The sequence below is a fragment of the Vannielia sp. SX4 genome (assembly GCF_052828525.1).
Map to the genome: position 1 here is coordinate 108,640 of NZ_CM128247.1, position 17,185 is coordinate 125,824.

The window sequence follows — 17,185 nt, forward strand, 5'->3', positions numbered from 1 at the left end:
GCGCGATGGAGAAACTTCAGGCCGCAATCGACGAGGCCCGCAAACGCCGGAGCGACGGGGCGTCCGCCACGGATCGCAGCCGCTCGGAGCCGGCGACGCTTCCGGTGGGCTGGGCTGAGCTGCCGGAGTTCCGGCCGCAAGCCAACAGGTTGTCACGCAGCCGGATCGTCGCCAACTCGAACAACTCGGCGCGCGTTGCCGTTGACATGCTGCGCACCCGGCTGCTTCGGCTGATGCAGGAGAACAACTGGAAGCGGGTCATGATCACCTCGCCCAATCCCGGTTGCGGCAAAACGACCGTGGCCGCGAACCTTGCTTTGGCTATGCAACGGCAACAAGAGCGCCGCGCACTGCTGATGGATCTGGATTTTGCAGGCTCCAGCCTCGCCAGAACGCTCGGTCTTGAGCCACAGCATGATGTGAGTGACCTGCTCGAAGGCACCGTAAGCCCGTCTGAACAGATGGTGCGCATCGGTGACAACCTCGCCATCTCGGCCAATCGCGCCAGTCGCCACGACAAGGACGAGGTGCTGAAGACCGGTCAGGCCGCCGATGTGCTCGACGCGCTGGAGAAGGAACTCGACCTCGGGATCATGATCTTCGACTTCCCGCCATTCTTCGCCAATGACAGCGCCATTGCGGGGGCCAGCTTTGTGGATTGCGCCATTATCATCGGCGCCGCCGAGCAGACCTCGATTCATGATATCGACATGACCGAGCGCGATCTCTCTCAATACACCAATATCGCGGGCGTGGTGCTGAACAAATGCCGTTATAGCAGTGGCGCGGCGGATTCCTACAATTACCCCTATCGGTAAAAGCGCGCCCTAACCCACGGGTTCACCAAAGCAAAAGGGCGCGCCTTGGCACGCCCTTTGTATCTCCTATGTCTGTCGCGCTCAGGCGAAGGCGGCGGGGCCGCTCTTGCCCTGACGGCGACCGAGGTAGAACAACCCGGCAAGCGCCATGAGCATCACAGGCAGGGCCGGCGGGATCGGCGCCGGCGAGGGCGTATCCAGCGGGACCAGAACCTTGGCCTTGACGATGAGGTCGGAGGCCACGGTGTCGCCGTAGTCGATGGCAACGCCACTCTCCAGCCAAACACGGAGGCTCGAACCCTGGTCGAAGTCCACGCGCTGAGCGATCGTGTCCCAGCTCAGAACGCCGCCCGAAATGATGCCATACACCGTGAAGAACACGCCGGAACCGGAGTGGTTGGAGGCCTGGTCGTCAGGCGCCGTAAACACGAGGTTCACGGCGATGTCGTAAACGTTGGCGCTCAGTCCACCAGACATCACCGTCCACTCGATGAAGTTGGCGAGACGGATCACCTGGTTTTGGAAGTCGAAGGTCAGGTCCACCGGGCCCGACGCGGCAAAACCTGCATCCACCCCACAGTTCGAGGTACAGCTGCCGGAGGTCACGGCAATGGAAGACTGGTCTGCGTCCAGAGTGAAGGTCGGATAGGTCGTCGCTTCTGCGACGTTGCCGAAGGTTGTAGCTGCGCCAAGGGCACCAATCGCAACAACACTACGGAAGAAGGCTCTTATGTTCAGCACAATTATTCCCCAGCAAGACAAAATCAATTGAGTCCAATTTGGCTGAATTAAGGAATTTTGTAAAGATTATTGTACGCTCACGATCAACAAGAACAGCCTCCAAATGCGGCTCTGGCCTTAATCACATGAATCCACATGTTTTCGGTAGGTTAGCGCATTCACGCGCGTCGCGTTTGCCTCGGCTTTGCCACGGATGAACGCTCTTTGAGCACTGAGAGAATGAACAGCACACCGAAAACCGCGCCAAAAGAGACGACAGTCGATGCCATCGACACAGCGATTCCCTGCACGACCGGAAGGCTTGCGACCATAATCGAATAGGCAAGAACGCCCCAGAACACCGCCGCCGAAACTGCCAGAGCGAGCATCACTGCCGCCTGACCGCATCGTGAACTTATTTGATCTTCTGGTCTCATAGTCGCCGCTTCTTGCCCCGAGTCTGCCCGCGAAGTGATCTTCCTGACCTAGTGTGATATGACATTAACCACAATCTAGACCATCGGGTTCCACTAAACCTATCCGCGATAAAGTTAACGATTGGTTTATTTTAGCGTGCAACACGACAGTTTCAGATTTCCCGCTTAAGGCGAGTATTGTCCAGCGAAATATCCGGTATCATGGATTAAATTTTGAATCCAAGCGCTTGGAGTACCATCCAGCGCATACGAACAAGGCGCTGACGGGCCAGCGTGGCTAGAGCGGCTTTCCGCTCATCGGGTGCGAGTGAATCGGCGCGAACGATCCGAGGCGCGTGGATCACAACGCTTACCGGCATCATCAACGCGCGCCCAAACCACCGTGCCCGCGCAGCAAGGCCTGTGCCGTTCAGCCCGAAGGCCTCCTGCGTGACCCGGTGCCACTTGCGCCGCAAAGCTGCCCAGTCGCGTCGGGATGGGTGCCCAACCCGCAGGGCCGATTCGTACACCAGGGTGTAGCCAGCCGCCGTTGCGCGGTGCGACCAGTCGTAATCCTCGCTCACACCGGCGCGGAACCCGCCGATTTTGTCAAAGACGCCACGATGCGTCACAAGATTGCCCGACCCCGAGAAGCCTTGCTTCTCGATGTAGCTTTTGAAGTCGAAGGCAAAGACGGTCTCAAACGCCTCCGCGCCCGAGCGTGGAGGAGGGGTTTCGTCGAACACGTACACGTGGCCACCCACAAGGTCGGCCCGGCCCGCAACACGGCGCGCAACCTCGACCCAGTCGTCATCAGGCAGGCAATCGCTGTCGATAAAGAAGAACCGGTCGGCCGTTGTTTCCTCGACACCGCGGTTCCGCGCATGCGCGGCACCTTTCTTTTTCTCCACCACCAGCCGAAATGGCGGCATCACCTCGGGTGGCGTGTCTGAGGCGTTGTCGACGACGATCGCATCGATCCCGTCATCGATCTGCGGCAGCAGAGCGGCCATGCACCGGTTGAGGCGCTCCTGGTCATTATAGTGTGGGATGACGATCGCCGCGTCAGGCTTGGTCACGGCTCCCTCCGGCTCTGATTCCGGCGCGGGCCTTGGGGCGGGCAGATCGGGTGGTGCCTGCGGCAGTGTCTCGGCTCTCTCGTCACTCTGCGGCTTGGCGGAAGTGCTGCGCGCGAAAAAACCGGATGCTCCCGGCCTCCGCCGGGAGCGCGGACTCGATCATCAACCCATCGGCAAGCATTTCCCCAATCACCCCTTCATCAATCACCTGCAAACCGTCACTGGCCGCGTAGACCAGTGCCAGCTCGCACATCTTGTTCACCAGCCGTGGCACCCCTTCACTCGTCTTAAACACGCCAGCCAAGGCGCCTTCAGTAAATTCCTCGCCGGTCCCGCCCACGTGCTTCAGCCGGTGGCGCACGTAATCGGCAACGCCGTCCTCATCGAGCGACTCCAGATGATAGAAGACTGAAACGCGCTGCGCGAACTGCCGCAACTCGGGCAAGGCCAGCAGCTCCCGCAACTCCGGCTGCCCAACCAGAACGAGCTGAATCAGTCCATCCTTTCCGGAGTTCATGTTGGTGAGCATCCGCAGCTCCTCGAGCTGCTCCGCACCAAGGTTCTGGGCCTCATCTATAATAAGGGCCACCCTGCGGCCCTCTCCGTATTCGTTCAGGACGAACTCCTGAAACGCCTTGAAAATCGCGATCGGATCCCCGGACGGGGGCAGGGCAATGTCGAGCGCGTGGGCGATCCACCCCATCAGCGCACCCTGGTTCGCATGCGCGTTCGAGATCAGCCCAACCGTCACATCGCCCCCGACCGAGCGCAGAAGCTTCTGGAGCAGCGTGGTCTTGCCCGCGCCCACCTCCCCGGTGAGCACTGTCACAGGTGCGCGCGACATCAACCCGTACTCCAATACCTGGTAAGCCCGCTTGTGCAGCGGCGACCAGAACAGAAAATCGGGATCCGGGAGCAGGGAAAACGGGCTCTCGGAGAAACCAAAATGGGTTTCAAGCAATTCAGCGGTCAAAACATCGTTCCATTACCAGTCATTTCCACCCGGCGCCCTTGTGCGTCGCCTCTCACGCCCCACAAGATGCACCTGCGGCACAACCCTCCCCCAGCCAGAAGCCTAGGCTCACGAAAAAGTATTCACAACGAATCATTGCAAATTAAGTCCATTTCGCCTGTTCTACCTTCGTCACCTGGGAGTTTGGCAACATATGGGTTTCTGCGCGGCAGAAAAATGTATGTAGCTGGCAAGTATCTGGGGGAACGCAGATACTGCCGACCTCCGAAATTCTTTGATTATACTTTTCGACTTACGTGAAACGAGCGTGAATTTGTATTTGGAGAGAGTGGAATGTGTTTGTCTGTTTTTCGCCAAGGGATTTTTCTAAGAGACGGGCTGACCAGGGGGGCTATGGCACGCGGAATTTCCGATGTGCACCTAGGGAGCTGCGGGATTTGAAGTCATGAAGCATCATATCAAGCAAGAGAGTTGCGCTGCCGAGGCCGTCGTGTTTGACGGTAACATGCTGCTTGCAAAGGCACCCGGCATTTATCGCATTGTTCTGAAACGTATTTTTGATGTCGCCGTGGTGCTGTTTCTCGCACCGACCGCGATTGCCATCATCCTCATTTGCTCCGCGATCATCGCGATGGACGGTCACAACCCGTTCTACTCTCAGATCCGCATTGGCCGTGGCGGGCGCCGCTTCCGCATGTGGAAGCTGCGCAGCATGAAAGTCAACTCCGGCGCCCTCTTCCGCAAGCACCTCGCTGAGAACCCCGAAGCGAAGCGCGAGTGGACGCTGAACCAGAAGCTCACCAATGATCCGCGCATCACGAAAATCGGCGCGCTGATCCGGAAATGCTCGATCGACGAGCTGCCGCAGCTCTTCAACGTCCTCACCGGGTCGATGTCCCTCGTTGGGCCGCGCCCGATGATGGAAGATCAGCGGTCGCTTTATCACGGTCGCGGCTATTTCAAATTGCGCCCGGGACTCACCGGCTATTGGCAGATTTCAGATCGCCATACTTCTGAATTCACGGATCGCGTGTTTTATGACGAGAAATACAACCGAGAATTGAGCTTTTTGGTCGATATGCGAATTCTGGTCAAAACGATCGGGGTCGTTTTCCGCTGCACCGGAGTCTGAGCGCGCGCCGCACAGCGCGCCCTCACCCCCCCTTCGCCTGCCCCCTCTGTCGCCCAAAGCACGCGCCTTCAGAAAAATTTCGTCCAAGCGGGCGTCTTCCACGTGCGTTCTGGCGTCATTCATGGAAAGTTCCGGGCAACAGGCGCAGAAGCAGCGGTATTTGAGGCTATGAAAAACTTCTATCGGATCTGTATTGCAATCATGCTGACGCTGGTGGCCACCATGGCCGCGGCGCAGTCCGAGTACAGGGTCAGGGCCGGCGATACGCTGGTCATCGAGGTGCTCGAAGATCCCACGCTCAACCGCAGTGTCGTCGTGCTGCCAGACGGGCGCTTCAGCTTCCCCATGGCCGGCACGATCCCCGCGGCCGGGCGCAACATCGGCCAGATCCGCGAGGCCGTGACCCAAGCCATCTCCAGCAGCTTCGCCGCCACGCCCAACGTCTACGTCGGCGTGCAGCCCGCACCGCCCACGCCCCGCACTCCGCGCGCGCCTGCCCCCGCTCCGATGATCACTGTCTACCTGATGGGCGAGGTCGAGAAGAGCGGCCCCATCTCCGTGCCGCCGGGCACCACCTTCCTGCAGGCCCTGTCGCAGTCCGGTGGAATCACCCCCTTCGGCGCAACCAAGCGCGTGCAACTCCGGCGCACCAACCCCACCACGCGGGCCCAGAAGGTCTATCGCATCAACTATCGGGCGCTCTCCAACGGCGCGGCCCTGAGCCGCGACATCGTGCTGACCGAGGGCGATGTGATCCTGGTGCCTGAGCGCCGGCTTTTCGAGTAGGATGTTCCCATGTCGACCGGCAAGAGGCTCTCCAGCGGCGTAGCAGCCGCGGCGATGCTCGTCGCGTCTTGCCTGCCGTCTCACGCGCAGGACGAGGGCGGCCTGCTTGCCACTGCAACGGTCGGTCTCGGCGTTCTGCATGATGAAGACGGCACCCGCGCCCGCAACGAGCTGGGCTTCACGCTCTCCAGCTCCACCCGCCGCGCCAGCCTCTCCTTCAGCCTCAGCGGTGCGCTCGAATATCCCGATGCCGAAGATGATCTCACGCTCGAAGATCCGACACTGGCGCTGGCCTACAAGCTCACCGGTGCCAACGCCTCCCTCGCGTTTGATGCCGCCTATCGGCAGGTCGAGATCAGCACGCTGGTCTTCGACGAAGAGCTCGACCCCACCGCGCCAATCACCGACACCGGCTATCGCACAACCGCTAACCTCGGCGCGGAGCTGACATTCGGCATCGAGGCGCCCTTCGGCGGCACGGTCGGCCTCGGCCTGCGCGAGGTGGCCTACCACGAGACCGACTCTCCCGCGCTCTTCGACTACGACACCCGCAACGCCGACCTCGCCCTGCGCTTCACCGTCGATCCCCGGATCGAGTTGAGCCTGACCGGCAGCTACGAGGATATCGAGTCTGAAGGGGCGGGGCGCGACCGCACCACCACTGCCGCCGGGCTGGGCGCGGAATTTCAGATCAACAAGAGCCTGACCGCCAGCCTGAACCTCCGCCACACCGAGATCGAAACCAGCGCCGGGGGCGGCCCGGTCACCCGCCAGAGCGGCCCCGAGTGGGATGCCGCCCTCGTGCGCACCCTGCCAGATGGCGCGCTCACCTTCGATCTGGCAAGCACCGTCACCTCGCTCGGGCGGCGGCACGAGGCCAACATCTCGGGGACCCGCGAGTTTCCCGCCGCGCGCCTCGCATGGTCCGTCGGCCTCTCCCAAGCCAGCGATGGCGAGGTGGATGGCCTCTTTTCCCTGTCATGGACCCGCGATGGCAAGCGCGGCAGCTTCCAGGCCCTCGCCGAGCGCGATGTCCGCGCAAGCACCTTCGGCGACGAGGCACTCGTCGACCGCCTAAGCCTCGGCTACCGCCGCAACCTGACCGAGCTTTCAGGCCTCACAACCTCGCTGACCTACCGCCGCACCGACTATCTGGACCCGGCAGCCGATACGGTCGAACAGATGGAGTTCGGCCTCGGCTTCACCCGCAGCCTGACAGAACGCGCGGACCTCACGGCCCGGTTCTCCCATGCCCGCAGCCGGTCGGGCACGCAGGATGCCATGTCAGAGAACACAATCTACCTCGGCGTGCAGCGCAACTTCTCCTGGCGGCCCTAGCGGCGCCGCGGCGCAGCGGCGATAAAGCCCTTCAGCCCTTCGATCAGCGCGGCATGGCTCGCGCCCGGCTCCTTCGGCAATGCCTCCGGCGCCGTTTCCGCCAAAAGCGCGGGCAGCTCCGTCACCTCCCAGCAGACACGCACCGCCGTGCCCTTCTCCAACGCCCGCGCGGTGGCGGCCTGGTGATCGTTTCGGTGCTCGCCCAGCCCCGCCATCCGCGGCACGATGATCAGCGGGCGGCGATAGCGCTTTGCCGCGAGGATCGTGCCAATCCCCGCATGGGCAACCACCACCCGCGCCCGGCTGAAGATCTCGGCGAACTCGGCCGGGGGCAGCATCCCGCGCGGGGCAAGGTTGGCGCAAGTCACCCGCCCGCTCCCCACCTGCGCAATCACCTCTTCACTCGTGGTCGCCGCCCAGGCGTCCATCGCCTCCACCAGTCGCGGAAAGCCAAGCTGCGTGCCCACCGTCAGGAAAATCACAGAACAGCCCCGAAATATCCCGCGCCGCTCTCCTCCGCCACATGCGGCCATTGGCTGAGCCAGAGATCGGCCACCCGCCGCGCCATCTTGCCCGAGAGAGACATCTCCTCGGCATTCGCCACCGAGTCGACCCATATCGTCCGCGCGCCAAAGAGCTTGCCCAGCGCCAGCGCCGTCACCCCCGGCAGCGCCCCGGTGGAGATCACGATATCGGGCCTGCACCGCCTGAGCGCGCTCCCGATGCGCCAGCCCACCAACGGCAGCCGCCAGAGATCGCTGCGGCTGAAGTCCGGCACGATCACTGCGGGGCTCGCGCCAAACTCCTCCGGCAACCCGGCCAGCGTGGTGGCATAGGTCACCTCGCAGCCCTCGAAAGCGGGCCGCATCTCCATCAGCTGCTGCCAATGCCCCCCGCCGGAGGCAAGGGCGAGGATCCGCGTCCTGCGCGGCGCCTCAACAGCGGTCATAGATGTCTTCGTAACGCTTGATGTCGTCCTCCCCGAGGTAGGCACCGGTCTGCACCTCGATCAGGTACATCGGCACCTTGCCCGGGTTCGCCATCCGGTGCACCGCGCCGATCGGGATGTAGACACAGCCGTTCTCCGGCACCATCTTCACCTCTTCGCCCACCGTCACCTCGGCGGTGCCGCCGACAACGACCCAATGCTCGGCCCGGTGCACGTGCGATTGGAGCGAGAGCACGCCGCCCGGCTTCACACAGATACGCTTCACCTGAAAGCGTTCGCCCACCACCAGCGACTCGTACCAGCCCCATGGGCGGTGATAGCGCGGGTATTCCTCGGCCATCACCCGGTCTTCCGCCGCGAGTTGCTCCAGCGCACCGGGGATCTCCGCCAGCTTGCTCCGGTCCGCCACCAGCACCCCGTCGCGCATCGCCACGGCCACCACGTTCTTCAGCCCTACGCCGAGCACCCGCATCGATGGCTCATCGCAGCGCAGCAGGCTGTCGTCGCAATCCACCGCCGTTGCGGCGCCAGAGGTCGCCACGCCGCGCGCATCGCGCGGTAGCAGCTCCCAAACGGCATCCCAGCCGCCCAGGTCCGAACAGGCCGCGCCCAGCGTCAAAGACCGGGCGCCCGGCAGCTTGTCGACGACGGTATCAGCAAAGCTGCGCACCTCCATCTCCGCAATGGCCTCGCCGCCATAGCGGAAAAAGCCATGCTCCGCCTTTCCGCTCTCCAACGCCCGGCGGCACTGCTCCAGCAGCTCCGGCGCATGCGCCTTGTAAGCGGCGATCAGGTCACTCTTGCGAATGAGCCCCATCCGGGCGCCCTCGTCTCCACCGTGCCCGCCAGCCTCGTCCGGCTCGACGATGCGAATGGCGCGTCCGCCGACGCGGGCCACCGTCTTCAACCCGGTCTCTTCCGCCGCCGCACCGGAGAAGGTCACCAGTTTGCCCGTCCGCGCCACCTCGGCCCCGGCTCGCACCGCCTCGCGAAAGGCCGCCGCGCTGCCGGCAAAATGGTTGATCCCGGTGATGAACAGCAGCGCATCCGGGTCGGCATCGCTCTTCAGCGCCGCAAGCAGCACCGCCGCCGCCGTGCCCCGGCCCTCCGGCTCCACCAGCACGCTGGTGTCCCAAGCGCCCGCCGCCCGGGCCTGATCCATCGCCAGAAACCTGAATTCTTCGGTCGTCGCCACCATGGGCGCGCCAAAGCCCTCTCCCGCAAGCCGGGTCAGCATCTCCTGATAGGGCGTGCGTGCGCCAAGAAAGGGCGCGAACTGTTTTGGAAAGGTCTTGCGCGAGGTCGGCCAGAGCCGTGTGCCTTGGCCGCCACCGAGGATGATCGGATGTATCGTCATGGTCTGTCTCGCTTTCTCTGAAAAGGTTGAAGAAAAATCCTGCTCGTAATTCCTTGGTTAAATGCCTGTAATCCTGCCCCTCACATCGGGATGAAGCCCTGCAACTCCGGCAAAGCCTCCCGCATGAGCGCCCGGATGCGTGTCTCCGCCTCCGCCATCGCGCCAGCGTCCTCTCCCTCGATCGGCGTGACAAAGCGCACAAAGCCGCCGTCGCGCCGCCCTTTCGTGATCCCATCCGCCAGCACACCGAACTTGACGGCCACATCGTTGACCATCCGGCTGCCGCGCTGCTCGAACCAGTAGTAGACAAGCTGATGCTCGGTGCCTTTGGTGATCACCGCGCGGATCGCGTCGAAGCGGCCGTATCCGGTGCCCTCCATGTCAAGCGGGCGGGTGCCGAACTCGCTCACCTCCCAGCCATCGGCGGGCAGGCAGATTTCCGGCGAATGGATCGCCGCGCTGCCAGTCTGGTCGATGTAATACGAAGAGAAGATCTGCACCGGCACCGCGCCCACGGGGCTGAAATAGGTGAGATGCAGGTAATCATCCGGGGCGATCACCCGTTCGACCCTCGGGTCGAGCGCGCCGCGCACGCCGGTCCACTCGCCCAGCCGCTCGGGGAAGCGGTCAAAACTGGCCCGCGCCGGGGGCGGCCCGCCCGGCCCGCCGAGGGTAAACACCAACAGGCTCGCCACGGCGCCCGCAACGGCCACCGCGATGAACCCGCGCCCCGGCCGGGCCGAAAGCGCCCGCGTGGCCAGCGCGCCGGTGCCGGACAGGTCGAGGTCAAACAACCGCCGCGCCCCGCCCCCGCCGCTCACGAAGCGCAGCAGCAGCATGAAGACCGCCAGCAAGGCGATGGAGGCGAGCAAGATCGCCCAGCCCTCGAAGGCATGCAAAAACCCCTCTGCCGCCTCGATGCCCGAGCGGTTCACGATCCACGCGGTGATGGCGATGCGGATCGAATTCATCCCGATCGCCAGCGGCACGGAAAAAGCCACCAGCGCCAGCCGCCGCCACACCGGCTCCCGGCTGATCGCCGCCAGCAGCACCGCAAAGCTGATCACCGGAAACAGGTATTGCAGCCCGGCGCAGGCCTCGGCCACCTGCAAGCGGTAGACCCCAAGGTCGATGATGTTGCCGTCCAGATAAACCGAAAGGCCCATGCCCCGGATCAGGTCGGTCGCGAATTCCGAGGCAACGAACTGGAGCGAGGTCGTAAGCTTCCAGTAAAAGAACTGCGGCAGCGGCAGCATCAGCACCAGCAGCGCAACCGGCAGCCAGAGCCGCCGTGCGCGCGGCCAGCCCAGCGCCACAACCAGCACTCCGGCCACCCAGAGGATGATCCCGTAGGCCGCAATATCGGCAATCCGCCCGAAGCTGCCAATCAGCCCGAAGCCGAGGCCCATTGCTACCAGCAACACGCCGGGCCAGATCGGGCGGGGCGGCAGCGCGGCCAGCTCCGCCGGTTCGTCGCGCATCCGCCGCAGCCCGATCCAGAGCGCCATCAGCACCACCACCGGGCCATGCGTGTAGGCTGGTGTCATCCAGCTTTCGCCCAACTCCTGCAGCCCGATCCCGAAAACCGGCAACGCCGTCAGCACCAGCAGCGCAAGGCCGCCTGCGCCGAGGGCAAAGCCGCCGGGCCGGGCGCCTGTTGCGCCGCCCGCCCGCACGGAGGCCGCAGCGCCGCTCAATTGCCTTCCCTCTGCATCGCGGGCAGCGCGGCAAGGCCCTCGCTCGCAGCCGTCGCCAGTGCCGGGTCAGTGGTTTCGGCCAAGGCAATCGCCGCCTCATACCGTGGCCGGGCTTCCTCGACCCGGCCCAGCGCCACGAGAACCTCGGCCGCATGCAACTGCGCCTCGGCATCGGTCGGCAACGCATCGGCCGCCGTCAGCAGGGCAGGGGCCGCGGCCTCGTAATCGCCCCGTCGAAAGGCGATCCAGCCATAGGTTTCCAGAAACTGCGGCACCTCGCTGCCCGCCAGCGGCGCGGCCAGCTCAGCCGCCCGTTCAAGGCTTTCGGCGTCGTCGCGAGCGGTCGATAGCAGCGTGGCAAGGTTGTTACGCACCGGTGCGCTTTGCGGGTGATCGGCCAGCAGCGCCTCGTAAATCTCAATCGCCTCATCCGCTTCGCCCTGCCCATCGTAGTGCAGCGCCAGTTCCCAGCGCAGCAGATCAGACCCCGGAATTGCCTCCAGCGCCGCCCGCAGCATCGCCCCGGCGGCCTCGGCATCTTCCTGGCGCTGATGCACCCGCAACAAATCCAGCCACAGCCGCTCGACCTGCGGGTCATCATCGATCAGCGCCGTATAGATCTCGACCGCGCGGTCATAGTCCTGCCGCGTGGTGGCCAGGGCCGCCGCTGCAGCCCGCAATTCGCGGTTATCCGGAAAATACTCCAGCCCAAGCTCGATCACCGCCTCGGCCCGCTCAGCCTCGCCTACCGCAAGGTTGGCCCGGGCAATCGCGGCATAGGTCACCGCAGAGCCCGCGCCTTCCGCCGACCGCCCCGCAAGGTAAGCCATCGCCACATCGAGGTCCTGCTCCGCCACCAGCCGGTCAAAGTGGATACGATCCGCCGCCAGCAGCGCCGCCACCGTGCCAAGCTCCTGCAGCCGTGTCTCGATGCCCTCGGCAAGGCTCCACTGGGCAGTCACCCGGTAGTAGTCGCCCAGCAAAATCAGCAGCCCCTCGTGGCGCGGCGCGCGGGTCAGCGCGGTCGTGACAACCTCGATAGCCGCACCGTCGTTCCCCGCTTCCGAGAGCAGCTTGGCATAGCGCAACCCGATCTCGGGCGCATAGCCCGAGGCCTCGAAGGCCCGCGCCTGCATCTGCCGGGCCAGTTCCGGTTGCCCGGTCGCCGCGTGGGCCTGCCCGATGAGCGAGAGAGTCTGCGGGTCATCCGGGCGGGCGGCCTGCGCCGCCGCCAGCACCCGCTGCGCCGCCTTCGCTTGGCCCCGCTCCAGCAGCCATGCCGCCAGCGTCTGCCCGGCCTCCACGTGGCGCGGGTTGGCCGCCAGCAACTGCCGCAACACCTCCTCCGCCTCGCCGCGCGCGCCGGTGCCGTCGAGGATCTGCGCCATCAGGAACATCGCCACGCTTGCATCTTCGCCGGTCTCGGTGGCACGTGCAGCGACCTCGCGCACTTCCTGCAGCGCCACATCGACCTGCCCGCTCTCAAAAAGGATCGCCGCGCGCAGCAGCCGGTACTCATCCGCCGCCGTGTCTCCGGCCAGCAGCTTGTCCAGCTCCACCAGAGCCGCCTCCGGGCCGCGATACTGCGCCAGAAAGTTCACCAGCGGCAGCCGCGCTTCGGTGTCCGCGTCCTCTGGCAAATCGCGCAGCGCCGCCTCGGCCCCGTCCAGATCGCCTTGGCCAAGGTGCCAGTCCACCAGCATCTCGCGGATCGGCTGGCTCTCGGGGTAGACCTCCAGCATGCGGGCAAAATGCGGAACGATCTCGTCTTTCCGGTCGAGCCGGTAGAGGAGCTGCAGGCGCGTCGTCAGCAGCTGGATATCGCGCGGGTACACCCCCAGCCCGTAATCCAGCGCCTCGATCGCATCCTCAAGCCGCCCGCCCCGCACATGCCCGTCGACAATCGCCTGATGCAGCGGCAGCAGGTCTTCGGAGCCGTCCCGAAGCGCCCGTAGCCGCTCGTGGGCCGTCTCCCGCACCTCGGGCTGCTCCTTGGCCACGGCATCGGCATAGGCCAAAACCGCTTGCCGCGCCTTCACGCGCGGATCATCTGGTGCAATCCGCGCCGCCTGCTCCGTGCGGGTCCGTGCGTCATCCCACTCCCAGTCCTCGAGATTGGCGGCCGAGAGCGCCAGCAGCGCGTCCAGGTTCTCCGGGTCCTGCTCCACCGCCCGCTTCAGATGGGCCAGCGCGCCATTGCGGTCGCCGGTGCGCTCCAGCAAGGCCGCCAGCGCCAGCCTTGCGTCCAGCCGGTTTGGCTCCCGGTCGAGCACGTTCATGAACTCCACCCGCGCCCGGGCATCATCCCCTTCGGCAAGGTAGGTCTGCGCCCGCTCCATATGCTCGGCTGCGGCTTCCTCGTCGCTCTTGCAAGCACCCAAAGCCAGCAGCGCAACGCCCAGCACCACCGCTCGCGCCGCGCATTTCAGACCGGACCCGCCCGCAGCCGGGTGTTTCATCGTCTCACTACGTAACATCCCTACCCCTCGCCCCCGCGAGAGACTTTGATGGAGAGAGGCTCCGAGCCGGATTCCATCGCCAAAAAAGCCCTTTGCAGACCTGAGCACCGGTGCTCTCACCAGCTCGTTTTCTGCCCGCAATCGTCAAAGTAAATTGAAAATCCAATGTCAGTTAAACTCACCGAATAACCCTGCGCGGCACCCCCTCACGAGTCAACGAATTTGTCCCAATCCTAAGAGGGGCTCGCAGCCATGTGTTCCTGCACGTGTTTATAGCTTTCAGCGGGGCCGAATTTCGCGCCGATGTAAGCACATCGGGAAGATCGGCCGCCAAGCGTCCGCGGCAACTGAAAAACCATTATTTAACAACCCTTTGCGAAGATCACTGTGGGGCAAAAATGCCTCGCCATAAGGCACCGCGCACCAACCCACAAAGGAGCAAAACGGCCAATGCGTTAATCCACTCCTTTCGATTCAACCATTTGGTGTGCGAATTCCCCCAAATCCCTTGACTGAATCAAAGAAACGTTTTCCCCTCTTTCCACACCATCGTGCACGTTTCCCACCGCAACCGCCGCAAGATCCGGCAGAATCAGAATCGGCCATCGCCGTGCCGCACCCGCAAATCGCCACCCACGACTCAATTCACCACCACAGTCGAAAGCGCCCCAATTGTGTCTTGTGTGATTTGCGTTAGGGTGGGCGCCGTAGCGATTTTTGTTCAAGTCAATTTTCGCCCGAGCGTTTTCGGGCTGACGATCCGGTGCGTGAAGCAAAAGGCACAAGCATGAAATTACTGGCAGCCGGGCACAGTCACCTGTCCGCACTCATACGCGCTCACTACGCGCTGCTGCACAGAGACGAGCTCCCCGACGAGGTGGAAGCCTACTTCATGCGCCTCAACACAAAAGCCAATGAGCCCAACTTCAGCTCGGGGCCCCGCGAGATCACGCCCAACCTCAAGAAAAGGATTACCTTCGTCCTGAAGCGTGAAGCCCCCGATGAGGTGGTCCTCGCGACGATGGGCAACGAGTACAACAGCATTGCCCTGCTGCAGCATCCCGAACCCTTCGACTTTGAAACCCCGTTTGGGCCGGAAGCCCGCCTCCTCGGCGCAGACCCAATCCCCTACAGCGCCATCCGCCGGTTCGTTGAAGATCGGGCGCGGATCAACGTGGGCCTGTTCATCAACACCTTCGCTGAGGTCTATGGTGGCCCGATCAAGGTGCTCCCACCACCGCCGCCAAACCCGAGCGAGGCGCACATCCGCAACAATCCCGGCAGTTTTGCCGAGCGTGTAAAGGAGCACGGCGTCTCGCCGGCCCCCCTCCGCCTCAAGATCTGGCGACTATACGTCGATATATTGCGGCAACTGGCGGAAGACGCCGGGCCGAGGCGCGTCGAAGTCGCCGACCTGCCCGCCGAGATCTTCGATGACAACGGCTTTCTGGCAGAGCGCTACTGGCACCGCGACCCGACCCACGGCAACGCCACCTACGGCCACGAGGTCTACCGTCACCTCATGGCACGCCATGGGATTGAGCTTCCGGACCCCCGCATCCACGAAGTTGCGGAGGACTGATCGAGCATGGGCAAAACACCCTACTCCGACCTTCCCGACCACGCCTTCTGGTCCAAGGCGCATCAGGTCGACGACATGCGCGAGATCGACCCGGTCGTCTCAGCCGGTTTCGAGCTGACGCCGGACATGAAGATCGCCACCGCTGGCAGCTGCTTTGCCCAGCACATCTCCCGCCACCTGCGCGCGCAGGGCTACAACTACCTCGTCACCGAAAAGGCTCACCCCCTGCTGACCGAAGGGATCGCGCATGAGCACGGCTATGGCGTGTTCACCGCCCGCTTTGGCAACATCTACACCGCCCGCCAACTGCTGCAGCTCGTCCGGCGGGCCTATCGCGAGTTCACGCCGCTCGAGCAATGCTGGGAGCGGGAAGACGGCACCCTGATCGATCCCTTCCGGCCCAACATCCAGCCGGGCGGCTTCCTTTCCCGCGGCGAGTTCGACGAGCAGCGCGCCCTGCACTTCGCCGCGGTCCGCAAGATGATCGAAACCGCCGATGTCTTCGTCTTCACCCTCGGCCTGACCGAAGCCTGGAGAGACAAGCGCGACGGCGCGATCTTTCCCGTCGTGCCCGGCGCCGTGGGCGGAACTTTCGATCCGGGCAAGTTCGAGTTCGTCAATTTCGAGGTCGACCGGGTCGTCAGCGATTTCGAGTCCTTCGTCTCCTTCATGCGGGCCCGCAACCCGAGGGTGCGGATATTGCTTACCGTCTCCCCGGTACCGCTGGTCGCCACGGCCCGTGCCGATCGCAGCGTGATCACCTCCACCTGCTATTCCAAGGCCGTGCTGCGCGTGGCCGCCGAGCGGTTGGAGCGCGAGGTGGAGAATTGCTTCTATTTCCCGGCCTACGAGGTCATCACCTCAAGTTTCTCACGCGGTCGCTACTACGCCGAGGATTTTCGCGAAGTGCGCGAATCCGGCGTTGCCCATGTGATGTCCCTGTTCATGCGCCACTACACCCGCGCCACCCCGCCAGCCACGGCGCGCGGGGCGGATGATGCGGCCGAACGGGCGCGCAGGTTTACCGCAGAGGTCGAGAAAGACCTCGATGTTATTTGTGATGAAGAGTTGCTGGTACCGAGGGAGCCTTAGAAACATGAAGCCATTCGCACCCGAAATGACAACGGCGCATCAGGTCGTCGGGCTGTATTCCTTCCCCAAGAGCGGAAACACTTGGCTGCGCGCCCTCATCGCCGCGCTCGTCGGAGTCCCGAATGATCCGGGCTCGCTCCAGCGGTATCTGACCGATACTCACTACGGAAAGGTCATGGAAAACCCCTGGTCCTTCAATGGCGCGGATTGGTATTTCTACAAGTCGCACCACAAGCAGCTTCTGACCGAAGATGAGGGCCAGCCCTTCACGACCGACAAGGTGATCTACATCTACCGCCACCCGTTGGATGTGTTCATGTCCTACCTCAACTTCGTGTCGCGCAACGTCTCGCCCAAGGCCGGGCGCAGCCTGCCGTTTCAATTCGACAGCGTCGAAAGCCTCACGCCGGAGCAATTCGAGGAGCTGTTCGCGATCTTCTGCGAGCACGTCACCCTGTTTCCACAAAACCGGGCTTTCGGTTCAGTCTTCGAGCACATCGACAGTTTCATGGCCCTCAAACGCAGTGGCCTCGACGTGCATGTGATGCGCTACGAAGACCTGATCGACGATTTCCGGCTCACGGCCCGCAAGATGTGCCTGTTCCTCGGTTTTCGCGGTGTGAATCTGAAAAAGGTCTTCGAAGACGCCGATGAACGCACCGCCCGGAATGGCAAGTTTTTCTGGAAGCGGCAGAAGGACAATTACCTCAATTACCTCTCTTCGGAGCAGGTGAACCAATTCTACACGCGCCACGCCGTAAAGATGCGCGAGTTGGGCTACTGAAAG

The 17,185-nt window shown here is 63.5% G+C and carries 16 protein-coding genes; 7 read left to right on the forward strand and 9 right to left on the reverse strand.

Annotated elements, in window-relative coordinates; translation table 11 throughout:
* Positions 1 to 5 precede the first annotated feature (5 nt).
* Positions 6 to 818: a CpsD/CapB family tyrosine-protein kinase gene (locus ACUXVX_RS00590; protein WP_446309931.1), complete on the forward strand. Its 813-nt coding sequence runs from the start codon at positions 6 to 8 to the stop codon at positions 816 to 818.
* Positions 819 to 899: 81 nt separating this feature from the next.
* On the opposite strand, the gene ACUXVX_RS00595 is transcribed toward ACUXVX_RS00590, so the two are convergent.
* The 4 genes from ACUXVX_RS00595 to ACUXVX_RS00610 form a co-directional block, all read right to left on the reverse strand.
* Positions 900 to 1,559, reverse strand: a complete 660-nt coding sequence (locus ACUXVX_RS00595) for a hypothetical protein (protein ID WP_446309932.1) — start codon at positions 1,557 to 1,559, stop codon at positions 900 to 902.
* Between the two features lie 158 nt (positions 1,560 to 1,717).
* The gene (locus tag ACUXVX_RS00600) at positions 1,718 to 1,927 is read right to left on the reverse strand and encodes a hypothetical protein (RefSeq protein WP_222471544.1); all 210 of its coding nucleotides are present in this window, start codon (positions 1,925 to 1,927) and stop codon (positions 1,718 to 1,720) included.
* Positions 1,928 to 2,181: 254 nt separating this feature from the next.
* Positions 2,182 to 3,033: a glycosyltransferase family 2 protein gene (locus ACUXVX_RS00605; RefSeq protein ID WP_446309933.1), complete on the reverse strand. Its 852-nt coding sequence runs from the start codon at positions 3,031 to 3,033 to the stop codon at positions 2,182 to 2,184.
* Between the two features lie 82 nt (positions 3,034 to 3,115).
* A complete protein-coding gene (locus tag ACUXVX_RS00610; protein ID WP_446309934.1) occupies positions 3,116 to 4,006 on the reverse strand; it encodes an ExeA family protein in 891 nt (296 codons plus the stop codon).
* Positions 4,007 to 4,451: 445 nt separating this feature from the next.
* Here ACUXVX_RS00610 and ACUXVX_RS00615 point away from each other — a divergent pair, with 445 nt between their 5' ends.
* From ACUXVX_RS00615 to ACUXVX_RS00625, 3 genes are all read left to right on the forward strand, one after another.
* Complete coding sequence (locus ACUXVX_RS00615; RefSeq protein ID WP_446309935.1) at positions 4,452 to 5,138, forward strand: sugar transferase; 687 nt, start codon at positions 4,452 to 4,454, stop codon at positions 5,136 to 5,138.
* Between the two features lie 168 nt (positions 5,139 to 5,306).
* Complete coding sequence (locus ACUXVX_RS00620; protein WP_446309936.1) at positions 5,307 to 5,924, forward strand: polysaccharide biosynthesis/export family protein; 618 nt, start codon at positions 5,307 to 5,309, stop codon at positions 5,922 to 5,924.
* A gap of 9 nt (positions 5,925 to 5,933) precedes the next feature.
* The gene (locus ACUXVX_RS00625; RefSeq protein WP_446309937.1) at positions 5,934 to 7,262 is read left to right on the forward strand and encodes a hypothetical protein; all 1,329 of its coding nucleotides are present in this window, start codon (positions 5,934 to 5,936) and stop codon (positions 7,260 to 7,262) included.
* Here the strand turns inward: ACUXVX_RS00625 and ACUXVX_RS00630 are convergent.
* The 5 genes from ACUXVX_RS00630 to ACUXVX_RS00650 all read right to left on the reverse strand — a co-directional run bounded on the left by ACUXVX_RS00630 (position 7,259) and on the right by ACUXVX_RS00650 (position 13,724).
* Entirely contained in the window at positions 7,259 to 7,744 is a 486-nt protein-coding gene (locus tag ACUXVX_RS00630) for a glycosyltransferase (RefSeq protein ID WP_446309938.1), read from the reverse strand. The two genes, ACUXVX_RS00625 and ACUXVX_RS00630, sit on opposite strands and share 4 nt — an antisense overlap.
* A complete protein-coding gene (locus ACUXVX_RS00635; RefSeq protein ID WP_446309939.1) occupies positions 7,741 to 8,211 on the reverse strand; it encodes a UDP-N-acetylglucosamine--LPS N-acetylglucosamine transferase in 471 nt (156 codons plus the stop codon). Before ACUXVX_RS00635 ends, ACUXVX_RS00630 begins: the two co-directional genes overlap by 4 nt.
* Positions 8,198 to 9,568, reverse strand: coding sequence for a sugar phosphate nucleotidyltransferase (locus tag ACUXVX_RS00640; RefSeq protein ID WP_446309940.1), 1,371 nt, complete (start codon positions 9,566 to 9,568; stop codon positions 8,198 to 8,200). Before ACUXVX_RS00640 ends, ACUXVX_RS00635 begins: the two co-directional genes overlap by 14 nt.
* Positions 9,569 to 9,648: 80 nt before the next feature.
* On the reverse strand, positions 9,649 to 11,265 hold the full coding sequence (gene xrtD, locus ACUXVX_RS00645) for a VPLPA-CTERM-specific exosortase XrtD (protein ID WP_446309941.1): 1,617 nt from the start codon (positions 11,263 to 11,265) through the stop codon (positions 9,649 to 9,651).
* Positions 11,262 to 13,724 (reverse strand): tetratricopeptide repeat protein, encoded by a 2,463-nt coding sequence (locus tag ACUXVX_RS00650; protein ID WP_446309942.1) that lies wholly within the window; start codon positions 13,722 to 13,724, stop codon positions 11,262 to 11,264. The genes xrtD and ACUXVX_RS00650 overlap by 4 nt, the downstream gene beginning before the upstream one ends.
* A gap of 787 nt (positions 13,725 to 14,511) precedes the next feature.
* On the opposite strand from ACUXVX_RS00650, the gene ACUXVX_RS00655 reads away from it, so the two are divergent.
* Genes ACUXVX_RS00655 through ACUXVX_RS00665 form a run of 3 tightly spaced genes read left to right on the forward strand, consistent with a single transcriptional unit; the run spans position 14,512 to position 17,182 of the window.
* Entirely contained in the window at positions 14,512 to 15,306 is a 795-nt protein-coding gene (locus ACUXVX_RS00655; protein WP_446309943.1) for a hypothetical protein, read from the forward strand.
* 6 nt (positions 15,307 to 15,312) lie between these two features.
* Positions 15,313 to 16,398 carry a GSCFA domain-containing protein gene (locus ACUXVX_RS00660; RefSeq protein WP_446309944.1) on the forward strand — a complete coding sequence of 362 codons (1,086 nt, stop codon included), beginning with the start codon at positions 15,313 to 15,315 and terminating at the stop codon, positions 16,396 to 16,398.
* A gap of 4 nt (positions 16,399 to 16,402) precedes the next feature.
* Positions 16,403 to 17,182, forward strand: coding sequence for a sulfotransferase domain-containing protein (locus tag ACUXVX_RS00665; protein ID WP_446309945.1), 780 nt, complete (start codon positions 16,403 to 16,405; stop codon positions 17,180 to 17,182).
* The last annotated feature ends 3 nt before the right edge of the window (positions 17,183 to 17,185 follow it).